The organism is Bradyrhizobium sp. USDA 4341 (genome assembly GCF_054063755.1).
In genome coordinates, this window is the sequence record NZ_JBSSGO010000002.1 from 1,125,800 (window position 1) to 1,142,318 (window position 16,519).

At 64.2% G+C, this 16,519-nt stretch carries 15 protein-coding genes and 1 pseudogene; 8 read left to right on the forward strand and 8 right to left on the reverse strand.

Translation table 11 applies throughout. From position 1 onward, the window contains the following. Window positions 1–85: 85 nt before the first annotated feature. A complete protein-coding gene (locus ACVIGB_RS11180; RefSeq protein ID WP_456722635.1) occupies window positions 86–1,927 on the forward strand; it encodes an alkaline phosphatase family protein in 1,842 nt (613 codons plus the stop codon). A gap of 62 nt (window positions 1,928–1,989) precedes the next feature. On the opposite strand, the gene ACVIGB_RS11185 is transcribed toward ACVIGB_RS11180, so the two are convergent. Further along, complete coding sequence (locus ACVIGB_RS11185) at window positions 1,990–2,571, reverse strand: hypothetical protein (RefSeq protein ID WP_092114902.1); 582 nt, start codon at window positions 2,569–2,571, stop codon at window positions 1,990–1,992. A 388-nt stretch (window positions 2,572–2,959) separates the two neighbouring features. Here ACVIGB_RS11185 and ACVIGB_RS11190 point away from each other — a divergent pair, with 388 nt between their 5' ends. Together ACVIGB_RS11190 and ACVIGB_RS11195 are read left to right on the forward strand one after the other, a co-directional pair. Further along, window positions 2,960–3,619, forward strand: coding sequence for a peroxiredoxin (locus tag ACVIGB_RS11190; RefSeq protein ID WP_092114903.1), 660 nt, complete (start codon window positions 2,960–2,962; stop codon window positions 3,617–3,619). Between the two features lie 21 nt (window positions 3,620–3,640). Next, entirely contained in the window at window positions 3,641–5,104 is a 1,464-nt protein-coding gene (locus ACVIGB_RS11195; protein ID WP_456722634.1) for a cryptochrome/photolyase family protein, read from the forward strand. Window positions 5,105–5,112: 8 nt separating this feature from the next. On the opposite strand, the gene ACVIGB_RS11200 is transcribed toward ACVIGB_RS11195, so the two are convergent. Together ACVIGB_RS11200 and ACVIGB_RS11205 are read right to left on the reverse strand one after the other, a co-directional pair. Next, window positions 5,113–5,985 carry a DMT family transporter gene (locus ACVIGB_RS11200; RefSeq protein WP_456722633.1) on the reverse strand — a complete coding sequence of 291 codons (873 nt, stop codon included), beginning with the start codon at window positions 5,983–5,985 and terminating at the stop codon, window positions 5,113–5,115. Window positions 5,986–6,351: 366 nt separating this feature from the next. After that, complete coding sequence (locus ACVIGB_RS11205) at window positions 6,352–7,392, reverse strand: IS110 family RNA-guided transposase (RefSeq protein ID WP_456721091.1); 1,041 nt, start codon at window positions 7,390–7,392, stop codon at window positions 6,352–6,354. Between the two features lie 502 nt (window positions 7,393–7,894). Between ACVIGB_RS11205 and ACVIGB_RS11210 the strand changes: the two are divergent. Further along, window positions 7,895–8,721 (forward strand): annotated as a pseudogene (locus ACVIGB_RS11210) (YkgJ family cysteine cluster protein). A gap of 58 nt (window positions 8,722–8,779) precedes the next feature. On the opposite strand, the gene ACVIGB_RS11215 reads toward ACVIGB_RS11210, so the two are convergent. Next, window positions 8,780–10,345 carry a winged helix-turn-helix domain-containing tetratricopeptide repeat protein gene (locus tag ACVIGB_RS11215; RefSeq protein WP_456722632.1) on the reverse strand — a complete coding sequence of 522 codons (1,566 nt, stop codon included), beginning with the start codon at window positions 10,343–10,345 and terminating at the stop codon, window positions 8,780–8,782. Between the two features lie 103 nt (window positions 10,346–10,448). On the opposite strand from ACVIGB_RS11215, the gene ACVIGB_RS11220 reads away from it, so the two are divergent. Then, window positions 10,449–11,657, forward strand: coding sequence for an acyl-CoA dehydrogenase family protein (locus ACVIGB_RS11220; protein WP_456722631.1), 1,209 nt, complete (start codon window positions 10,449–10,451; stop codon window positions 11,655–11,657). Between the two features lie 29 nt (window positions 11,658–11,686). Next, window positions 11,687–12,589 carry a GNAT family N-acetyltransferase gene (locus tag ACVIGB_RS11225; protein WP_456722630.1) on the forward strand — a complete coding sequence of 301 codons (903 nt, stop codon included), beginning with the start codon at window positions 11,687–11,689 and terminating at the stop codon, window positions 12,587–12,589. Between the two features lie 41 nt (window positions 12,590–12,630). Here the strand turns inward: ACVIGB_RS11225 and ACVIGB_RS11230 are convergent, their stop codons facing one another. Then, window positions 12,631–12,978, reverse strand: a complete 348-nt coding sequence (locus ACVIGB_RS11230) for a hypothetical protein (protein ID WP_456722629.1) — start codon at window positions 12,976–12,978, stop codon at window positions 12,631–12,633. A gap of 152 nt (window positions 12,979–13,130) precedes the next feature. Further along, window positions 13,131–14,315, reverse strand: a complete 1,185-nt coding sequence (locus ACVIGB_RS11235; RefSeq protein WP_456722628.1) for an MFS transporter — start codon at window positions 14,313–14,315, stop codon at window positions 13,131–13,133. 116 nt (window positions 14,316–14,431) lie between these two features. Here ACVIGB_RS11235 and ACVIGB_RS11240 point away from each other — a divergent pair, with 116 nt between their 5' ends. Beyond that, window positions 14,432–15,241, forward strand: a complete 810-nt coding sequence (locus ACVIGB_RS11240; RefSeq protein ID WP_229166850.1) for an AraC family transcriptional regulator — start codon at window positions 14,432–14,434, stop codon at window positions 15,239–15,241. Between the two features lie 165 nt (window positions 15,242–15,406). Continuing rightward, window positions 15,407–15,538, forward strand: a complete 132-nt coding sequence (locus ACVIGB_RS11245; protein WP_456722627.1) for a hypothetical protein — start codon at window positions 15,407–15,409, stop codon at window positions 15,536–15,538. A gap of 26 nt (window positions 15,539–15,564) precedes the next feature. On the opposite strand, the gene ACVIGB_RS11250 is transcribed toward ACVIGB_RS11245, so the two are convergent. Then, window positions 15,565–15,687: a hypothetical protein gene (locus ACVIGB_RS11250; protein ID WP_256459054.1), complete on the reverse strand. Its 123-nt coding sequence runs from the start codon at window positions 15,685–15,687 to the stop codon at window positions 15,565–15,567. A 241-nt stretch (window positions 15,688–15,928) separates the two neighbouring features. After that, window positions 15,929–16,375, reverse strand: a complete 447-nt coding sequence (locus ACVIGB_RS11255) for a hypothetical protein (protein ID WP_092114913.1) — start codon at window positions 16,373–16,375, stop codon at window positions 15,929–15,931. Window positions 16,376–16,519: the final 144 nt, after the last annotated feature.

The window sequence follows — 16,519 nt, forward strand, 5'->3', positions numbered from 1 at the left end:
GGCGCTGTAACATTTCTGTCATGTGGCAAAACTAAACGAAAGCTGCGGCGGACTGCCGCGGGGCTTCATCAGGGGGAATAACAAAATGCGCCATGCCATTACACTACTGTCCGCGAGCATGATCGCGCTCTCGGCCGGCGCCGCTTCGGCGCAAAATGCAAAGCCCCGCAACCTGATCCTGTTCGTCCCCGACGGCCTGCGCGGTGGCATCGTGACGCCGCAGACGGCGCCTGCGATGGCCGAGATTCGCGAGAAGGGCGTTCACTTCAAGAATTCGCATTCGCTGTTCCCGACCTTCACGATGGCGAACAGCTCGGCGCTCTCGACCGGCCACTATCTCGGCGACACCGGCACCTTCTCCAACACGATCTTTACCGGCTACACCTCGGTGCCTGCCGGCGACACCGTGGTTCCCTTCATCGAGAACGACGCTGTGCTCGCCGATATCGACGATCACTTCAATGGCGACTACCTCAACGAGGAGACGCTGTTGAAGATGGCCCGCGGCCAGGGTTTTAGCACCGCAGCCATCGGCAAGCTCGGCCCGACCCTGCTGTTCGACCACACCGACCGCGGCAAGAACACGATCGTGGTCGACGATTCCACCGGCGGCAAGGCCGGCGTGCCGCTCTCCGACGAGATGAAGGATGCGCTGACCAAAGCCGGCCTGCCGCTCGCCACCCCGAGCCGCGGCGACAATGCCAAGGCCGGCGATGCCAAGACGCCCGGTACCACGGTCGCCAACATCGCGCAGCAGGCCTACATGGCCGACGTCGCGACCAAGGTCGTGCTGCCGATGTTCAAGGCGCGCAACAAGCCGTTCGTGCTGGTGTTCTGGTCGCGCGATCCGGACGGCAGCCAGCACAACACCGGCGACAGCCTCAACACCATCACGCCCGGCATCAACGGCCCGACCTCGATGGCCGGCATCAAGAATGCCGACAACAACCTCGCCCAGCTTCGCAAGGCGCTCGACGAGCTCGGGCTTTCCGCCAACACCAACATCATGGTCTCCTCCGACCACGGCTTCTCGACGATCTCGAAGGAGAGCAAGACCAGCCCCTCGGCCAAGATCGCCTATGACGACACGCCGAAGGATTTCCTGCCGATGGGCTTTCTGGCGATCGATCTCGCCAAGGCGCTGAACCTGCCGCTGTTCGATCCCAACGACAAGAACGCCAAGGTCGCCGATAATGCCCACCCGAAGGCCGGCAACGGCGTGCTCGGCCAGGACCCGACCAAGCCCGACGTCGTGATCGCGACCAATGGCGGCTCGGACCTGATCTATCTGCCGAACCGCGACAAGAAGCTCGCTGACCGCGTGATCAAGGCGCTGCTCGAGCAGGACTATGTCAGCGGCCTGTTCGTCGACGACAAGCTCGGCACGTTCCCCGGAACGCTGCCGATGTCGAACCTCAATTTGAAGGGCAAGGCGGTGACGCCGAACCCGTCGATCGTGGTCAACTTCCGCTCCTGGTCGAGCGGCTGCGAGATCCCGACCAACTGCTCGGTGCAGATCGCCGACACCGTGCTGCGCCAGGGCCAGGGTATGCATGGCAGCTTCAGCCGCGGCGACACCTTCAACTTCACCGCGGCGATCGGCCCCGACTTCAAGGCCGGCTATGTCGATCCGCTGCCGGTCAGCAACGCCGATGTCGGCATGACCGCGGCCCAGCTGCTCGGCCTGCGCGCGCCGAACAATGGCGGGCTGATCGGACGGGTGATGTCGGAGGCGCTGCCGAACGGCATCGTGCCGAAGATGGCCGAGGGCACCATCATGTCGAAGAAGCCGTCGGCCAATGGCCTGCGCACCGTGCTGAAATTCCAGCGCGTGCTCTCGACCCGCTATTTCGACGTCGCCGGGTTCCCGGGGCGGACGCTCGGGCTCGAGGAGAGCGGCGGCAAACAGAAAACGGCGGGGAAGTGATCCCCGCCGCTCTCGCCTGAAGCCGTTGGTTCGGAATGATGCACAGGCATCATCCCGAGTGATCACATCATCCCGATGTCGAACACGTTGGGCAGCTGGGCTGCGAGCGGCAGCGCAGTCGCGCCGACCAGCGTCGCCACCATCGCCGCGAGCGCACGGCCGGTGCGGCGCTGACCGCGCATCCGGCCCGCGATCCATTCCAGAACCTTGGTGTCCATCTTGGTGCCCTGCGTCGGCGCCCAGCGATCGATGTTCGTATCCGGCGACAGCGCCACCGTGCGCGGCGGCACCGGCAGACCGGACTCGGACGCGGCATGATGGGCGATCGCCTTGGCGAGCAGGTCGTCGAACCGGCCGCCATCGCTGCGCTCGGCAGCAGCCTCGTTGATCGCGAACAGCGCCTCGATCTCGGCCCGGCTGACCGGCTGATGCTCGACCGCGGCCGCCGTCAGGATGCGCGCGCACCAGGCAGCGTCATCGGCATCGAGTGACCGGGAGAAATGGATACGGCCCTTGGTGGTCGGGCCTTCGCCGGTGATCACGCCGTCGCGGACGATGGTCAGCGCATGGGCGGCGGTCTTGCGGCAGGATGGATGCAACGCACCGCTGAGAGCCTCAGCGGTCTTGGTACTTGGGGTAGACATTGTGGGAGCTTTCAATTCCTATCTGAGGCCAGCTTTTCCATGCGGGCGTAAACGAGTGGTTAATGATTCGGAACTTCGGTTCCGAGATTTTTAGATGGTTGCTATTTGGTCGCTTTAAACGCTGTCACGGTTCAGTCCTATAGCAGCCGGGGCCGGCGTGATGACGGCGATAAGCGGCTTTATCTGGGCATTTCCAAGCTTTTGTGCTGCCGCTGATATTTCGTCGCAGGAGTCCAGATCAAAACAAATTGCTTGGAATTCCACCCTCAAGGAGAAATGTCTCACCTTTTTTCAGAAGCCGTTCACTTAAGCCTTTCCGCGTCCTATACTGGAACAGACCACCTCAAATACAAATTTAGATGCAACTTCAAAGAGATGAGGTAAAATCATGGCACTTCAGATTGGCGCCGTCGCCCCCGACTTCGAAGCCGAGACCACCGAAGGGAAGATCAAGTTCCACGACTGGATCGGCAATAGCTGGGTGCTTTTGTTCTCCCATCCCAAGGACTTCACCCCGGTCTGCACCACCGAGCTCGGCGCGCTCGCCCGCCTGAAGCCCGAATTCGACAAGCGCGGCGTCAAGCTGATGGGCCTGTCGGTCGATCCGGTGGATCGTCACGCCAAATGGTCCGAGGACATCAAGGAAACCCAGGGCGCGGCGCCGAACTATCCGATGATCGGCGACATCGATTTCAACGTCTCGAAGCTCTACGACATGCTGCCGGCCTCGACCTCGGGCGATCCCCTCACCCGCACGCCGGCGGACAATCAGACGGTCCGCAACGTCTTCATCATTGGTCCCGACAAGAAGATCAAGCTGGTGCTGGTCTACCCGATGACCACGGGGCGGAACTTCCAGGAGATACTGCGCGTCATCGACTCGCTGCAACTCACCGCCACGCACCGCGTCGCCACCCCCGCCGACTGGAAGCAGGGCGAGGACGTGATCATCGCGGGCTCGGTCACCAATGACGAGGCCAAGACGATCTATCCGCAGGGCTGGAAAGAACCGAAGCCCTACATCCGCATCGTGCCGCAGCCGAAGTAACGGCCGGCACGCAGCGTCCGGGTGGCCCGCGTACAGCCTGTTATCGTCTGGTTTCGCGACGATCTGCGGCTGTCGGATCACCCGGCCCTGCATGAAGCGGCAAGCCGCGGCGCGCCCGTGGTTGGCCTTTTTATCCACGACGAAGCAAGTCGTGCCCTGAAACCTCCAGCCGCGCGCCCCCTCGGAGGCGCGACGCGCTGGTGGCTGGCGCAGTCGCTGCGCGCGCTCCGCACGAGCTGCGAGGCCATCGGCGGAACGCTGGTGCTGCGCACCGGATCGGCCGCCTCCGTGATCGCCACGCTGGCGCGCGACATCCATGCGGGCGCCGTGTTCTGGAACGACATCGCGCAGGCGCCGCATCAAGCGATTGCCGCAGACGTTGCATCCGCGCTCGCAAGCGACGGAATAGACTCGCAGATTTTCCCGGGCGACCTGCTCGTCGACCCCAGCGCCATCCGCAACAAGGATAACCGTGGCCTGGGTGTGTTCACGCCGTTCTGGCGGCGCGTGCAGGCGCTCGGCGATCCGCCGAAGCCGTTGCCGGCGCCGAAGAAGCTCGCATCCGTCAGCGGCGTCGCGAGCGAAGCCCTCGACCATTGGGGCCTCGAGCCGACCCGGCCCGATTGGGCCGGCGGCCTGCGCGAGACCTGGACCCCCGGCGAAGCCGCGGCGCAGGCGCGGCTGAAGGCGTTCCTCGACGAGAATATTCGCGGCTACAGCGACGACCGCGACCGGCCCGACCGCGACGGCACCTCGCGCCTCTCCCCGCATCTGCGCTTCGGCGAGATCAGCCCACGCCAGGTCTGGTATGCCGCCCGCTTCGCCGCCGCCGAGCACCCGCGCCTTGCCGGCGACATCGACAAATTCTTGAGCGAGCTCGGCTGGCGCGAGTTCTGCCGCCATCTGCTGTTCGACGTCCCCGACATGGCGGATCGGAACCTGCAGACGCAGTTCGAGGCGTTTCCGTGGAAGCGCGACGCCCGTGCGCTGAAAGCCTGGCAGCGCGGCCTGACCGGCTATCCGATCGTCGATGCCGGCATGCGCGAGCTCTGGCACAGCGGCGTGATGCACAACCGGGTGCGGATGGTGGTCGCCTCATTCCTGGTGAAGCACCTGCTGATCGACTGGCGCGCAGGCGAACAATGGTTCTGGGACACGCTGGTTGACGCCGATGCCGGCTCCAATCCGGCGAACTGGCAATGGGTCGCCGGCTCCGGCGCCGATGCCGCGCCCTATTTCCGCGTCTTCAATCCGATCCTGCAGGGCGAGAAATTCGATCCTGACGGCGCCTATGTCCGGCGCTGGGTGCCGGAGCTGGCGCAGCTCCCCAACGACGTGATCCATCAGCCCTGGAGCGCGACGCCGATCGAACTTGCGAGCGCCGGCATCGAGCTCGGCACGACCTATCCGCCGCCGATTGTCGATCACAAGCAGGGCCGTGAACGCGCGCTCGCGGCCTACGCGAAAATCCGCGGCAAGGATTAGAGCAAAGGTCAGGACCGGCGGTTGACCACCAGCACCGCGGCGGCGCAGGCCGCCATGCCGGCGATCGACACCGGATCGAGCCGCTCGCCGAACAGCACATAGGCCATCAGCGCGGTCACCGCCGGCACCAGATAGAACAGGCTCGCGACCGAGGTCGCAGCATGGTGACGGATCAGCCAATACAGCAATCCGATCGAGCCGATCGACAGCGCGAACACCAGCCAGGCGATCGCCAGCACGAACTCGCTGGTCCAATGCACGACATTGGTCTCGAACAGCCAGGCGCCGATGCCGAAGAAGATCGTCACCGCGATGTACTGCACCAGATTGCCGGCGCGCCAGTCGATCTGATTGCAGTAACGGCGCTGGTACAGCGTGCCAAGCGTGATGCTGATCAGCGAGACGCCGGAGGCAAGCCAGCCCCACCCCGCATCGCCCGTCATCGGCCGGTTGTGCAGGATCAGCACGACGCCGGCGAGGCCGAGCACGAGCCCGCCCCATTGCAGCGGCGTGACGCGCTCGCCGAGCCAGCGGTTGGCGATGGTCGAGGTCAGGATCGGCTGCAGGCCCGGGATCAACGCGGACAGGCCTGCGGGAATCGAATGCGCGATCGCAATCGCGGTGCCGCCGAGATAGAAGCCGTGCACCAGGATGCCGGCCACCGCACTGTGGAAAACGCCTGTCCGGTCGGGCCATTTCGGCCGTGCGACCGCGGCGACGACCGTCATCACCACCACCACGAACGCCATTCGGATCGCCAGATAGGTCAGCGGCTCCGCATTGTTGATGACGTATTTGGTGCCGATGAATCCCGTGCTCCACAGCACGACAAAAATCGCCGGCGCCAGACGAGCGGCAGTTTCCTCGAAGCTCTTGTTCATTGCAGGCCGTCATTGCCTGAAGAAGAGGCAGCCGGCAATCGCGAATTTTTGCGGGTTAGCCGGACTGGCGCCCCAGGCACACCGTCGTCCCTGCGAACGCAGGGACCCATATGTGGACGGCCCCCGTGGCACAAGAGCCTTTTGGCAAGATCGGATCGCTTGCATCCATATGTCCGGCCTGTTGGGTGCGATCGAGTAGATCGCTGGCCAAGATGGTTTGCGCGATGCGAGTTCCAAACAACTCCGCGACCTGTTGACGGCCGATGGGTCCCACGGATTGTCTCGCATCGTTGCTCGATCGATCGCTCCATCCGCTCTTGCAGCTCCGGGTCGGCTGACGAGCGAGCCCGCCAGCCGGCCAATCTGTTAAGCGGTACCCGTCGTCGCGGCATTCAGCCGTGCGGCGTCATAACTCTCCCCCGTCACCATCAGCTTCCAGACGATGCGCGCCACCTTGTTGGCGAGCGCCACGGCCGCAAGCTTCGGCGGCTTACGCTTGATCAGCGCCAGCAGCCAGCGCGAGTGATGACCGCGCCCCCGCTTGGCCTGCTGGATCACCGCCGTGGCCCCGACGACCAGCAGACGGCGCAGGTCCTGGTCGCCCGCCCGGGTAATCTTGCCGAGCCTGGTCTTGCCTGCGGTGGAATGGTCCTTGGGCGTGAGGCCGAGCCAAGCCGCAAAGTGACGACCGGAGCGGAACGCGCCCGGATCAGGTGTCTTCATCACCAGCATCGTTGCAATGATCGGACCGATCGACGGAATCTGCGCCAGGCGCCGGCCCGTGGCATCGCCGCGGTGCCAGGCCATCAGCTTGGCCTCAACCACCTCCAACTCGCCCTCGAGCCTGACGCACTCCCGGCCCAGCACGACAAACAGCTCGCGCGCCAGAGCGGGAAGCGTCTCGTCCTGCGCGATCCGCGCCAGCAGCGGTTCGATCGCCTCCAGCCCCTTGGGCGCGATCAGGCCATACTCCGCCGCATGGCCGCGGATCGTGTTGGTCAATTGGGTGCGCCGGGCGATCAGTCCGTCGCGGATACCCGTCAGCATCAGCGCAGCCTGTTGCTCGGCGCTCTTCACCGGCACAAAGCGCATGCTCGGCCGGCTCATCGCCTCACACAGGCCTTCTGCGTCTCGCCCGTCATTCTTGTTCCGCATCACGTAGGGCTTCACCAATTGCGGTGCCATCAGCTTCACCTCATGGCCCAGCCTGGAAAGCTCTCGCGCCCAATATTGCGAAGCTCCGCATGCCTCCATCCCGATCACCGTCGGCGGCAATTTGGCGAAGAACTCCAGCACGAGTTTGCGCGAAAGCTTCTTGCGTAAGACCGGCTGCTCGGACGCATCAACCCCATGCAGCACAAAAATATGCTTCGACGTATCCATCCCAATGCGGATAATCTGGTTCACGGACGGCTCCCATGTATGAGATCTAGACAACCTCATTCTGGCATACTGATGCCGTAGGGGGCCGTCCACACCATCAACTCCGCGGCGGATGTTGTGAAAGGGACGCGTCGTTCCAACGACCTTCAACGATGACCATCGGTCGTTATGGGTCCCTGCTTTCGCACGGACGACACGAACGTGTTGCACCGTCTGTTAGTCACACTTCGCATTCTCGCGACGTGATCTGTCCGAGCTTTGCATCTCGTTCTGCTTTGTCGGCTGAGACCGCTCTGACCCTGCAGACTGTCGCGCCTGTTCGCTGCAATCACGACCATTTGTCCTCAGGGATGCCATGCGCGTTTGTCGGATGCGGCACCCTGTCCTCGCAGATACGCTCTCTGAACAACCTCGCAGCCATCGGTCGCGGAGCGTTCCGGATAACACCGGGATCTGCCGTCACCGAAGACCGGCGGCCAAGAACACTGCACAAGAAGAACCGGCCACGAGCCGGACAAGAAGAACAATGGACCAAGTGGCATTGGTCGTCGTTCGGGCGGTCGAGAGCGGCGCGACGACGACAAAAGATATTATTGGCGCAACCGGATTGTCCCGCCTCAAGGTCGAGCGTGCACTGGGCGCGCTGGAGAAGCAGAAGCTGCTCTTCCGCGAACGACAAGGCTCATGGGCCCTCGGTATTCCAGTCGCGCCGACGGTCCGGCAGTGCGGATCATGCACCCTCTGCTGCAAGGTGCTTGAGGTGACCGATCTCGGCAAACTGGTGAACACCGTCTGCAACCACATTCGGGCGGGCGGCGGATGCGACATCTACAACGAGCGCCCCGGCAGTGCCGGTCATTCAGCTGCGCCTGGCTGCAAGGCCATCTCGATGACGACTGGTATCCCGAGACCGCGGGCATGGTGCCGCATTTCGGGCTCGACGCATTGAATGTGCAGGTTGACCTCGATGATCCCGACCGCTGGCGCGAGGAACCCTATTTCAACAAGCTGTGCGAACTATCGCTGAAGGGCCTCAGGGTGAGTGAAGGGCGGCCCTATGCCACCCTCGTCATCGTCGGTGACGGCCGCTACCTGCTGCTCGGGCGGACCATCGTACCCGATCCAACGCTGTTCGGCACCGCCTTCGTGCCGATCACTCACGATACCTTCCGCTACTGGAAGGCCAGATCGCTCGAGCATCTGCAGCGGTTGAACGATCGCGTCATGGAAATCCAGCGCATCCAGCAGGAGTTCGGCTATTGCGCCATCCCTGATGACGACGACCCCTCCCCGCCTTACCGGCCAGCTCTTCTCCAGCGGTCGAAGGAACTGGGCGTGATACGCACGACGTGACGGCACCCGAGACAGCGCACGTCAACTCGCTCGTTCGAGAAACAAGCGGCTGTGAGCGTCAACCCGTGAGACCCGCCTTGCGCAATCCATCGAGGAAATGTTCGCGGTCGGAGGGATCGCGATACCGTTCGGCTCTGGCCTGGGCGAGGTCGAGAGTTCTCGCGGGCGCGGCGTTGCCACTCGCATTCAGTTCGCGACACCGTTGGCTGACGAACGCGTCAGCCTCGGCCTGCGCCTCGCCGAGTCGTCCCATCTGCGCATAGCAGGCTGCTAGGAGGCCGTGCGACCACCTGTCGAACGACCGCGCCTCCATTACCGCCTTGACCGCCTGCTCGTACTCGCGCCCTGAATAGAGGGCAAGCGCGTGATACCAGTGGTACAGGTTGGGCGGAAACGGATTGAGCCGCTTGGCTGTCCCGATCCACATCAGTGCCTCGCGCCACCGTCCCCAGTAGACCAGGGTGTTGGCGAAAACGGCGGCGACATCGGCATCATTTGGATTGAGCGCGAGTGCGCGGCTGAAATGGATTTCGGCCTTGGCGTCATCTTTCAGCAGGAACAGCAGCTGAGCGAAGACGCCATGAGACCAGGCGTCGCCGTCCTCGATGTCAAGCGCATTCTCGATCTCGCTCCGCGCCTCGTCCAGAGTCGCGGTGGTGGGTGATTCGAGAAACACGTCACAGACGATGGTCCAGGCGATGTTGACGTGGGCGCGGGCATATTGCGGGTCAAGCGCGACGGCGCCTCGAAAATATTCTCGGGCCTGCGCCATGGCATTCACGGTCAGCTGACGCCATCGCTCGTTTCCGAGCAGGACCAGATCATAGGCGGTAATGCTGGAGGTCGGCTTGCGTCTGGCGACCTCCCGGCCGGCGTCCTCCATCCGGCCCGGCAGGGCCGCGACGATCGCCCGTACAATCTCGTCCTGCAGAGCGAAGATGTCATCGAGATCGCGGTCGTAGCGCTCGGTCCAGAGATTGTAGCCGCTCGCAGCATCGAGCAGCTGGATGGTCACCCGCACACGGCTGCCGATCTTGCGCACACTGCCTTCGGCCACGTAGCGGACGCCGAGCTCGCGGCCAACCCGTTTGATCTCGGGTGTCTTGCCTTTGTAGGCGAAGCTGGAGTGACGGGCGACGACGAATAGTGACCTGAACCGCGACAGTTCGGCGATGATGTCTCCCGTGATCCCGTCGGAAAAATAGTCCTGCGCGGGATCGTCACTCAGATTCGACAACGGAAGCACCGCGAGCGACGGCTTGTCGGACAGCCCCTGCGCCGGTGATGCGGCAGCGCTCGGTTCGAGCACGGTCGCAACCGGGGGGCCAACATAGCGATAGCCGCGACGGGGCAGCGTCTCGATCCAGGTCGGGCCTCCGTCGATGTCGGCAAATGCCCTCCGCAAGGCGGCGATCTGCACGGTCAGGTTGCTCTCCTCGATCGCAAGCCCCGGCCAGGCCGCCTCCATCAGCGCACCCTTGGAAACCAGCGATCCGGCCCGCTCGACAAGCAGCCGAAGCAGCACCACCGCGCGCCGCCCGAGCGCGACCGGTTCGGACTCCCGGAACAGCATCTCGGCCCCGGCGTCGAGGCGGAAGGGACCGAATTCGTGGATCGTCGCCATGGCTCCGGAGACTACATTTTTTGCAACTTTTTCGGAACGGATTCAGGACCTCGGGGAAGCGGACGATCAGGCTGCAGCGGTGCCGAACCTCGAGGAGAACCCGATGCGCGATCCAGGCCATACGGCGAAAACGGACGGTCCGATGGCCCGCCCCGGTCCGGAAGTGAATGACGGTGACCCGGCCCACGTTTGCCGCGTGCTCGAGGCCGTCCAGGCGTTGGCTCCGCTCATCGCTGCGCAGCGCAACGCGTTCGACAGCGGGCGGCGGCTGCCGGCCGCGGTTTTCGCCGCGCTGGCGGATGCCGGCCTGTTCCGCCTGTGGCTGCCGCAAGCGCTCGGCGGACCCGAACTGTCTCCCTTCGCGTTCATGCGGGTCGTCGAAGCCGCCTCGGCACTCGATGGCTCCATCGGCTGGCTGGTCGGCAATGGCGCCGGCATGAGCCGGATCGGCGGCTACCTCGATGAGGCCGTCGCACGCGAGTGGTATGCCGACCCGCGCGCCTTTGTCGCAAGCGCGACCGGTGCGGTCGGCACGGCGAGCGCCGTCGCAGGCGGCTATCGCCTATCCGGGCGCTGGCCGTTCGGCAGCGGCGCGCATCACGCGACGCGCTTCATGGGGCTGGCCAGCGTCAGGCCCGACGATCCGGCTTCGCCGCTTCTCTGCTGCTATCTCGGGCGGGCGGATGTGACCATCCTCGACAACTGGCATGTATCCGGACTGCGCGGCACTGGCAGTTGCGATTTCGAGGCGCGGGATATCTTCGTGCCAGCCGCTCACGCCCATCCCTTTCTCGGGCTGCAACCGACCCAGCCCGGACTGCTCTATCGCATGCCGCCGTCATCGGTGTTCGCGTGGAGCATCTGCGGGGTGCCGCTCGGCATCGCGTCCGGCGCCATGACCTCGTTCACGGAGCTCGCAAAAGGCCGCTCCGGAAACCGAGCCGCGCTCCGCGATCGCGAGACCGTTCAGGCGACGGTCGGGCGGACCAGAGCGATGCTTCGCGCCGCCCGTGCGCTTCTGGTCGATGCCATGACCGAATTGATGGCCGCAACAGACACCGGCGGCCAACGGCTGGTTGAGGCACGCGCGGACATTCGGATCGCCAACGCCCATGCGGCGGAGACTGCGACATCCGTCACCGAGATGCTGGCCGCCAGCGCGGGTGCCGTCGCCATCTTCGAGACCTGCGCGCTGGAGCGTGCGGTCGGCGATGTCCGCGCCGCGGCGAAGCATATCGCGATGAGTCCGAATAATTACGTCACCGCCGGACGGCTGGCGCTTGGACTCGATGCCGGCACGGCGAGGTTTTGACCATCATCCGGCCACCAACGGAGTTGCCCATGTCAGTGGTTTGCCGGCCGGCACGTGCGCAGGATCTGGAATTCGCCGACGCCCTCGTCGTCTCCAGCATCAACGATCTCACGGAACGGCACGGCTTCGGCCCGATGGCGGTATCGTCTCCACCCAATTTCCAGTTGTTTTGCATGAGGGACGATCCCGATGGTCTCTGGGTGGCGGAGGAGAACGAGCGGATCCTCGGCTTCGCCTGGAGCTGGGTCTGCGGAGACATGTGGTTTCTGGCGCAGCTGTTCGTCTCGCCCGATCAGCAAGGGCGGAGCATCGGCAACGAACTGATCAAGCGGACCGTCGCGCATGCGGAGAAATCGGGCGCATCCAACAGGGTGCTCATCACATTCAGCTTCAACACTGTATCGCAGGGGCTCTACATCCGTCACGGACTGCTTCCGCGATTTCCGATCTACAGTGTCAGTGCATCGCGCGAGCGGTTGATCGGTCATTTGCACGGTCCACGATACGACGTCACGCCGCTCGAGCCAGAGGCCCCGACCCTGCGCCGCCTCGCGCAAGCGGACGAGCGGATGCTTGGCGTCTCGCGCGAAAAGCATCATCGCTATCTGATCAATGACGGCGCGGCGACCGGGTTCAATCTCCACGACGGAAACGACTGGATCGGCTACGCCTATGTGGACGCCGGTGGCCATATCGGACCGCTCGCAGTCATGGAGCCGCACGCGGTCGCTCCCGCTTTGAGAACAGCGCTGTACCTGGCGGCCGGGAGCGGCGCGTCACAGATATCGGCATTCCTGCCTGGTGCGAGCAAGGCGGCGCTCGATACCGCAATGACGCACGGAATGCGGATCAAGTGTCCGATGCTGCTGATGTCGTCGCGAGAATTCGGCAATTGGGCTCAGTATCTGCCGCGCAATCCGGGTTTCATGTGACCCGCGCGGGTCTCGATTCGACCGTCGCATAGCGCCGATCGTCATCTGAGGTGATACTTCCTGCCGTTGGTGTTCGGGTCGCTATTGTCGCTTGTCGAGAACATCAAGGCCGGTCCGAAATAGCCCCAGCGATCCCGGTAAAGTCCAAATCGGCCGGCGCCCTTGTCGATGATCTCTTGCTGGGTGGTATTCGCCGGGCCGAGCAGCCTGTCGTCTTCATACAGCCGGGCAGTCTTGATCTCGCCATCCACGTATTTGACGGGGACGAGAAACGCGTGCCCCTGATAAAAGTGAAAGGTGCCGCGCAGCAGTTGTCGGTCGATCGGGCTCGCCGGAACCAGATAAAGCAATGCACTCGACGCCAGCGCAAAAAGCGTCGATCCGATCACGATGCGCGTATTGGCGGATATCCTCAACGGCACTTTCCCCGGGCTCTTGCTTGCCACGCGTCTCTGTAGCGCGCGACTTCATAGCATACAACCGACGGGCATCCGCCGTCCCCTGTATGCGGTCTTGACCGGCCGCATGTCCGCATACAGCGTCAGATCGTTGTCGCACGTCCGGCGAAGTTGCCAAGGACCGCCATCAGCGCGGTCGCAACGGCACAGCAGACGAGCGCAACCTCCCAGCCTCCGGTCGCATCGCGGGCAAGTCCGGCAAGCGGCGGGCCTGCAGCCGCGAGCGTGTAGCCGAGGCATTGCGCCATGCCTGACAGCGCGGCCGCCTGATGGCTGTGCGCAGTTCGCAAGCTGACGAATGTCAGACCGAGGATGAAGGCAGCTCCGGCTCCGAAGCCGAACAGCGCGACCCACACCATCGCGAGCGACGGAAGCTGCCACAATCCCACCAGCGAGACGCAGGTCGCGAGCGATACCGCGATCGCGATGCCGCGCTGATCCTTCATGCGGCGGACTATCGGACCGAGGATCAAGCCGGGAACCGCCGTCGCCAATTGCGACACACCGTGCAACGTGCCCGCCGCCGCCGCTGAATAACCTGCCTGCACGAGAATGGCGGGCAGCCATCCGACGATGATGTAGAACACCAGCGAGGTCAGGCCGAGAAAGCCGGTGACCTGCCAGGCGAGCGGCGAGTGCCAGATGCGCCCGCGATGCGACGACGAACCAGGCTCGATCGCCGGAGCCGGGTGCATCCCCAGTTGCGGAGCCCAGACCATCAGCGCCACCAGCGGAAAGATCAGTGTGCTCGCAAGCGAAAGGTGCCAGTTCGATCCGGGCAACAGGGCGAACGGGATCGCCACAACAGAGGCGAGCGCCTGCGCCAATGCGGACGTGATCGCGTAGGCGCCCGTCAGGCTGGCGATGCGGGTCGGGAAGTCGCGCTTGAGCAGGCTCGGCAGCAGGACATTTGCGACAGCGATCCCGGCGCCAAGGGTGGCAGTGCCGGCGAACAGCGCCCAGACCGGACCGGACGAGCGCAGCGCGATCCCGGCCGCAATGACCAGCAGCGCGCCGAACAGCGACCGCTCCATGCCGCATCTGCGCCCGACGATGGCTGCAACCGGTGAGATCGCGGCGAACGCAAGCAAGGGCAGCGTCGTCAGGATCCCCGCCTCTGCCGCGCTGACCCCGCTGCTCTCGCGGATCAGGCCGAGCATCGGCGCCACGCCGGTGATGGGCGCACGGAGCGCCGAGGCGATCAGCAGGATCCCCGCGACCAGGAGCCCCTGCCCGCCCAACGTCCGCATCGGCGCAATCATCGTCATCGCATGCTCCCGGCTATCTGCATGCGCGGAAACTATCGACTTGGCGCCCGGAAGAATTTACATATCTGCTCTATTGATCGCTAAATTCGGTCACGTCATGGGCTTTTACCTCCGCTATGGGTTTTGAGCTTCGCTATCCCTGGCCGGACCTCGATCCGGATGACGTCGCGGCCCCGGCCCTCGCCGTGCGCCTCGACATCACCGCGAACAAGGTCGAGGCGGCCGAGCATGCGCACCGCAAGGGACAGCTGGTGTTTGCGCTCGGCGGCGGCGTGATGTGCCGCGTTCCGAACGGACTGTGGATGGTGCCGCCGCATTGCGGCGTCTGGCTCCCCGGCGGCACCCGCCACACCAATATCGCAACCGCCAATGCGCGGATCTTCTTCGTCTTCATCGAGCCCGGGGCCGCCGACCTGCCCGATCGCTGCTGCACACTGTCGATCTCGCCGCTCCTCCGCGAGCTTATCGTCGCGCTTTCAGATCGCATGCAGCATGACGTCGGCGATGCGACGCTCGTCGCGCAATTGCTGCTGAACGAACTGCCGCAAATGCCGGTCCAGCAGCTGCATCTGCCGATCTCAGGCGAACCGCGCCTGCGACGGATCGCGGCTGATCTCGCCGACGATCCCTCTGATCGCAGCACGATGGCCGAATGGGCCGACCGTGTGGCAATGAGCGAAAGCAGCCTTGCGCGTCTCGTCCTGAGCGAAACCGGCCTGACGTTCGGCCGCTGGCGCCAGCAGCTGCATTTGATCGTCGCGTTGCGCGAGCTGTCGGCCGGCGCAAGCGTTCAGCAGGTCTCGACCGCGCTCGGTTATGAATCCGTCACGGCGTTCATCACCATGTTCAAGAAGGCGCTCGGCAAGCCGCCGGCGAAGTATCTCAGCGACATCGTGCAAGGCGGCGGTTCGGCCTTTGCGGCGTGATGGGCTCCGGCTTCGGTCCCGGCTGGCAAGGAAGGCCCCCGACCGGTGCCTGGAGATCGCAAACGCGTGATTGGCGCAACTGACCGTTGCCTTCATTTGGGCATCTATGAGGAACAGGGTTCCCCAGCCGAGAGCAAAGGCGGCCGCCGCAGGGGAGGCCTGCAATTGACGTATCGATCCCATAGCAGCTGGCAGGACGTGGATCTGCGCAATCTCGTTCGGGTCATCTCGGCCTGCACCCTCGGACTCTGGGCATTTGCGGCCGGCCTCCTGATCGGGACCTTCCTGTTTTCGTAACTGGCTTGGTGGACCCGCCGCCCGGTCTACCCACCGCTCAGATGATGTGCGGCGACGAACAGGACGAGCGCGCTCAGCACCAGTGCTGAGGCGGCGCCGGCAACGCCGCGGGCGAGTTCGGCCTTCGAAAGATTGGACCTGGTTGCCATCACAACCTCCTGCGCGTGCGACCTGAGGCCGGTCCGTTCCGGCGGTGAGGCTCGCTCTCGCTGCTCGGACCACAATCGCATCATGAGGATGAACGCATCATGAGCAAAACGAATGGCTCGTGTTGCTGGTTCCAAATTTTGACTGCGGGTGGATCGCCTTTCGGATCGCGGGCGTTGGCCGCACGCGGCAAGCGGGCAAAGCCGCGCTGGAAGAAGGTCGAGTGTGCGCGAGCGTCCGCGCCTACCACTCTTCCGGACAGGGATCGACGATCTTCCAGAGATCGACGCCGTTCTTGATCTTCTTCATCTCGGTGGTGAGCCCGCCATTGCGGCGGATCCAGTCCTTCACCGCATCGGGGTAATAGGACATCAGGTCGGAGGTGCCCTCGAGGCTGGTGACCTTGATGCCGAAGGTGAAGGCCTTGTCGTAATAGGCCTGGTGGAAGCCGATGCTGGCCTTCGGCGTCACGCAGATCTTGTTCAGCGGCACGATGCCGAACACCAGCGTGCAGGCCGAATTGCAGATGCCGTCGATCACGACGCGCTCGCGGCGGTCGCGGATCTGCTTGTACTTGGCCTTGTACTCCTCGACATAGCCGCCATGGTCGCGCGTGATGTGCAGAACGGCCCGCGCTGGCGTGACCGCCAGAACCGAGAGCAGCAAAGCGACAAGGGGCGTGATGCGCATGGAATGTTCGAAACCGAGGGAAAGGCGGCCCGGGCGGACCTGACCGCAAGACTCTGGCCGGACTGTGTTGGCAATCCGTTAAGCATCCCCAAAAAGGCAAAATTTGGCGCGCTGTGGCTGATTTCCCGCAGCTTTTGGCCGGAT

Bases quoted from the DNA above. Each gene is read 5' to 3' on its own strand.
- ACVIGB_RS11180 (WP_456722635.1), top strand. From the start codon at position 86: ATGCGCCATGCCATTACACTACTGTCCGCGAGCATGATCGCGCTCTCG.
- ACVIGB_RS11185 (WP_092114902.1), bottom strand. From the start codon at position 2,571: ATGTCTACCCCAAGTACCAAGACCGCTGAGGCTCTCAGCGGTGCGTTG.
- ACVIGB_RS11190 (WP_092114903.1), top strand. From the start codon at position 2,960: ATGGCACTTCAGATTGGCGCCGTCGCCCCCGACTTCGAAGCCGAGACC.
- ACVIGB_RS11200 (WP_456722633.1), bottom strand. From the start codon at position 5,985: ATGAACAAGAGCTTCGAGGAAACTGCCGCTCGTCTGGCGCCGGCGATT.
- ACVIGB_RS11215 (WP_456722632.1), bottom strand. From the start codon at position 10,345: ATGGCGACGATCCACGAATTCGGTCCCTTCCGCCTCGACGCCGGGGCC.
- ACVIGB_RS11220 (WP_456722631.1), top strand. From the start codon at position 10,449: ATGCGCGATCCAGGCCATACGGCGAAAACGGACGGTCCGATGGCCCGC.
- ACVIGB_RS11225 (WP_456722630.1), top strand. From the start codon at position 11,687: ATGTCAGTGGTTTGCCGGCCGGCACGTGCGCAGGATCTGGAATTCGCC.
- ACVIGB_RS11235 (WP_456722628.1), bottom strand. From the start codon at position 14,315: ATGACGATGATTGCGCCGATGCGGACGTTGGGCGGGCAGGGGCTCCTG.
- ACVIGB_RS11240 (WP_229166850.1), top strand. From the start codon at position 14,432: ATGGGTTTTGAGCTTCGCTATCCCTGGCCGGACCTCGATCCGGATGAC.
- ACVIGB_RS11250 (WP_256459054.1), bottom strand. From the start codon at position 15,687: ATGGCAACCAGGTCCAATCTTTCGAAGGCCGAACTCGCCCGCGGCGTT.
- ACVIGB_RS11255 (WP_092114913.1), bottom strand. From the start codon at position 16,375: ATGCGCATCACGCCCCTTGTCGCTTTGCTGCTCTCGGTTCTGGCGGTC.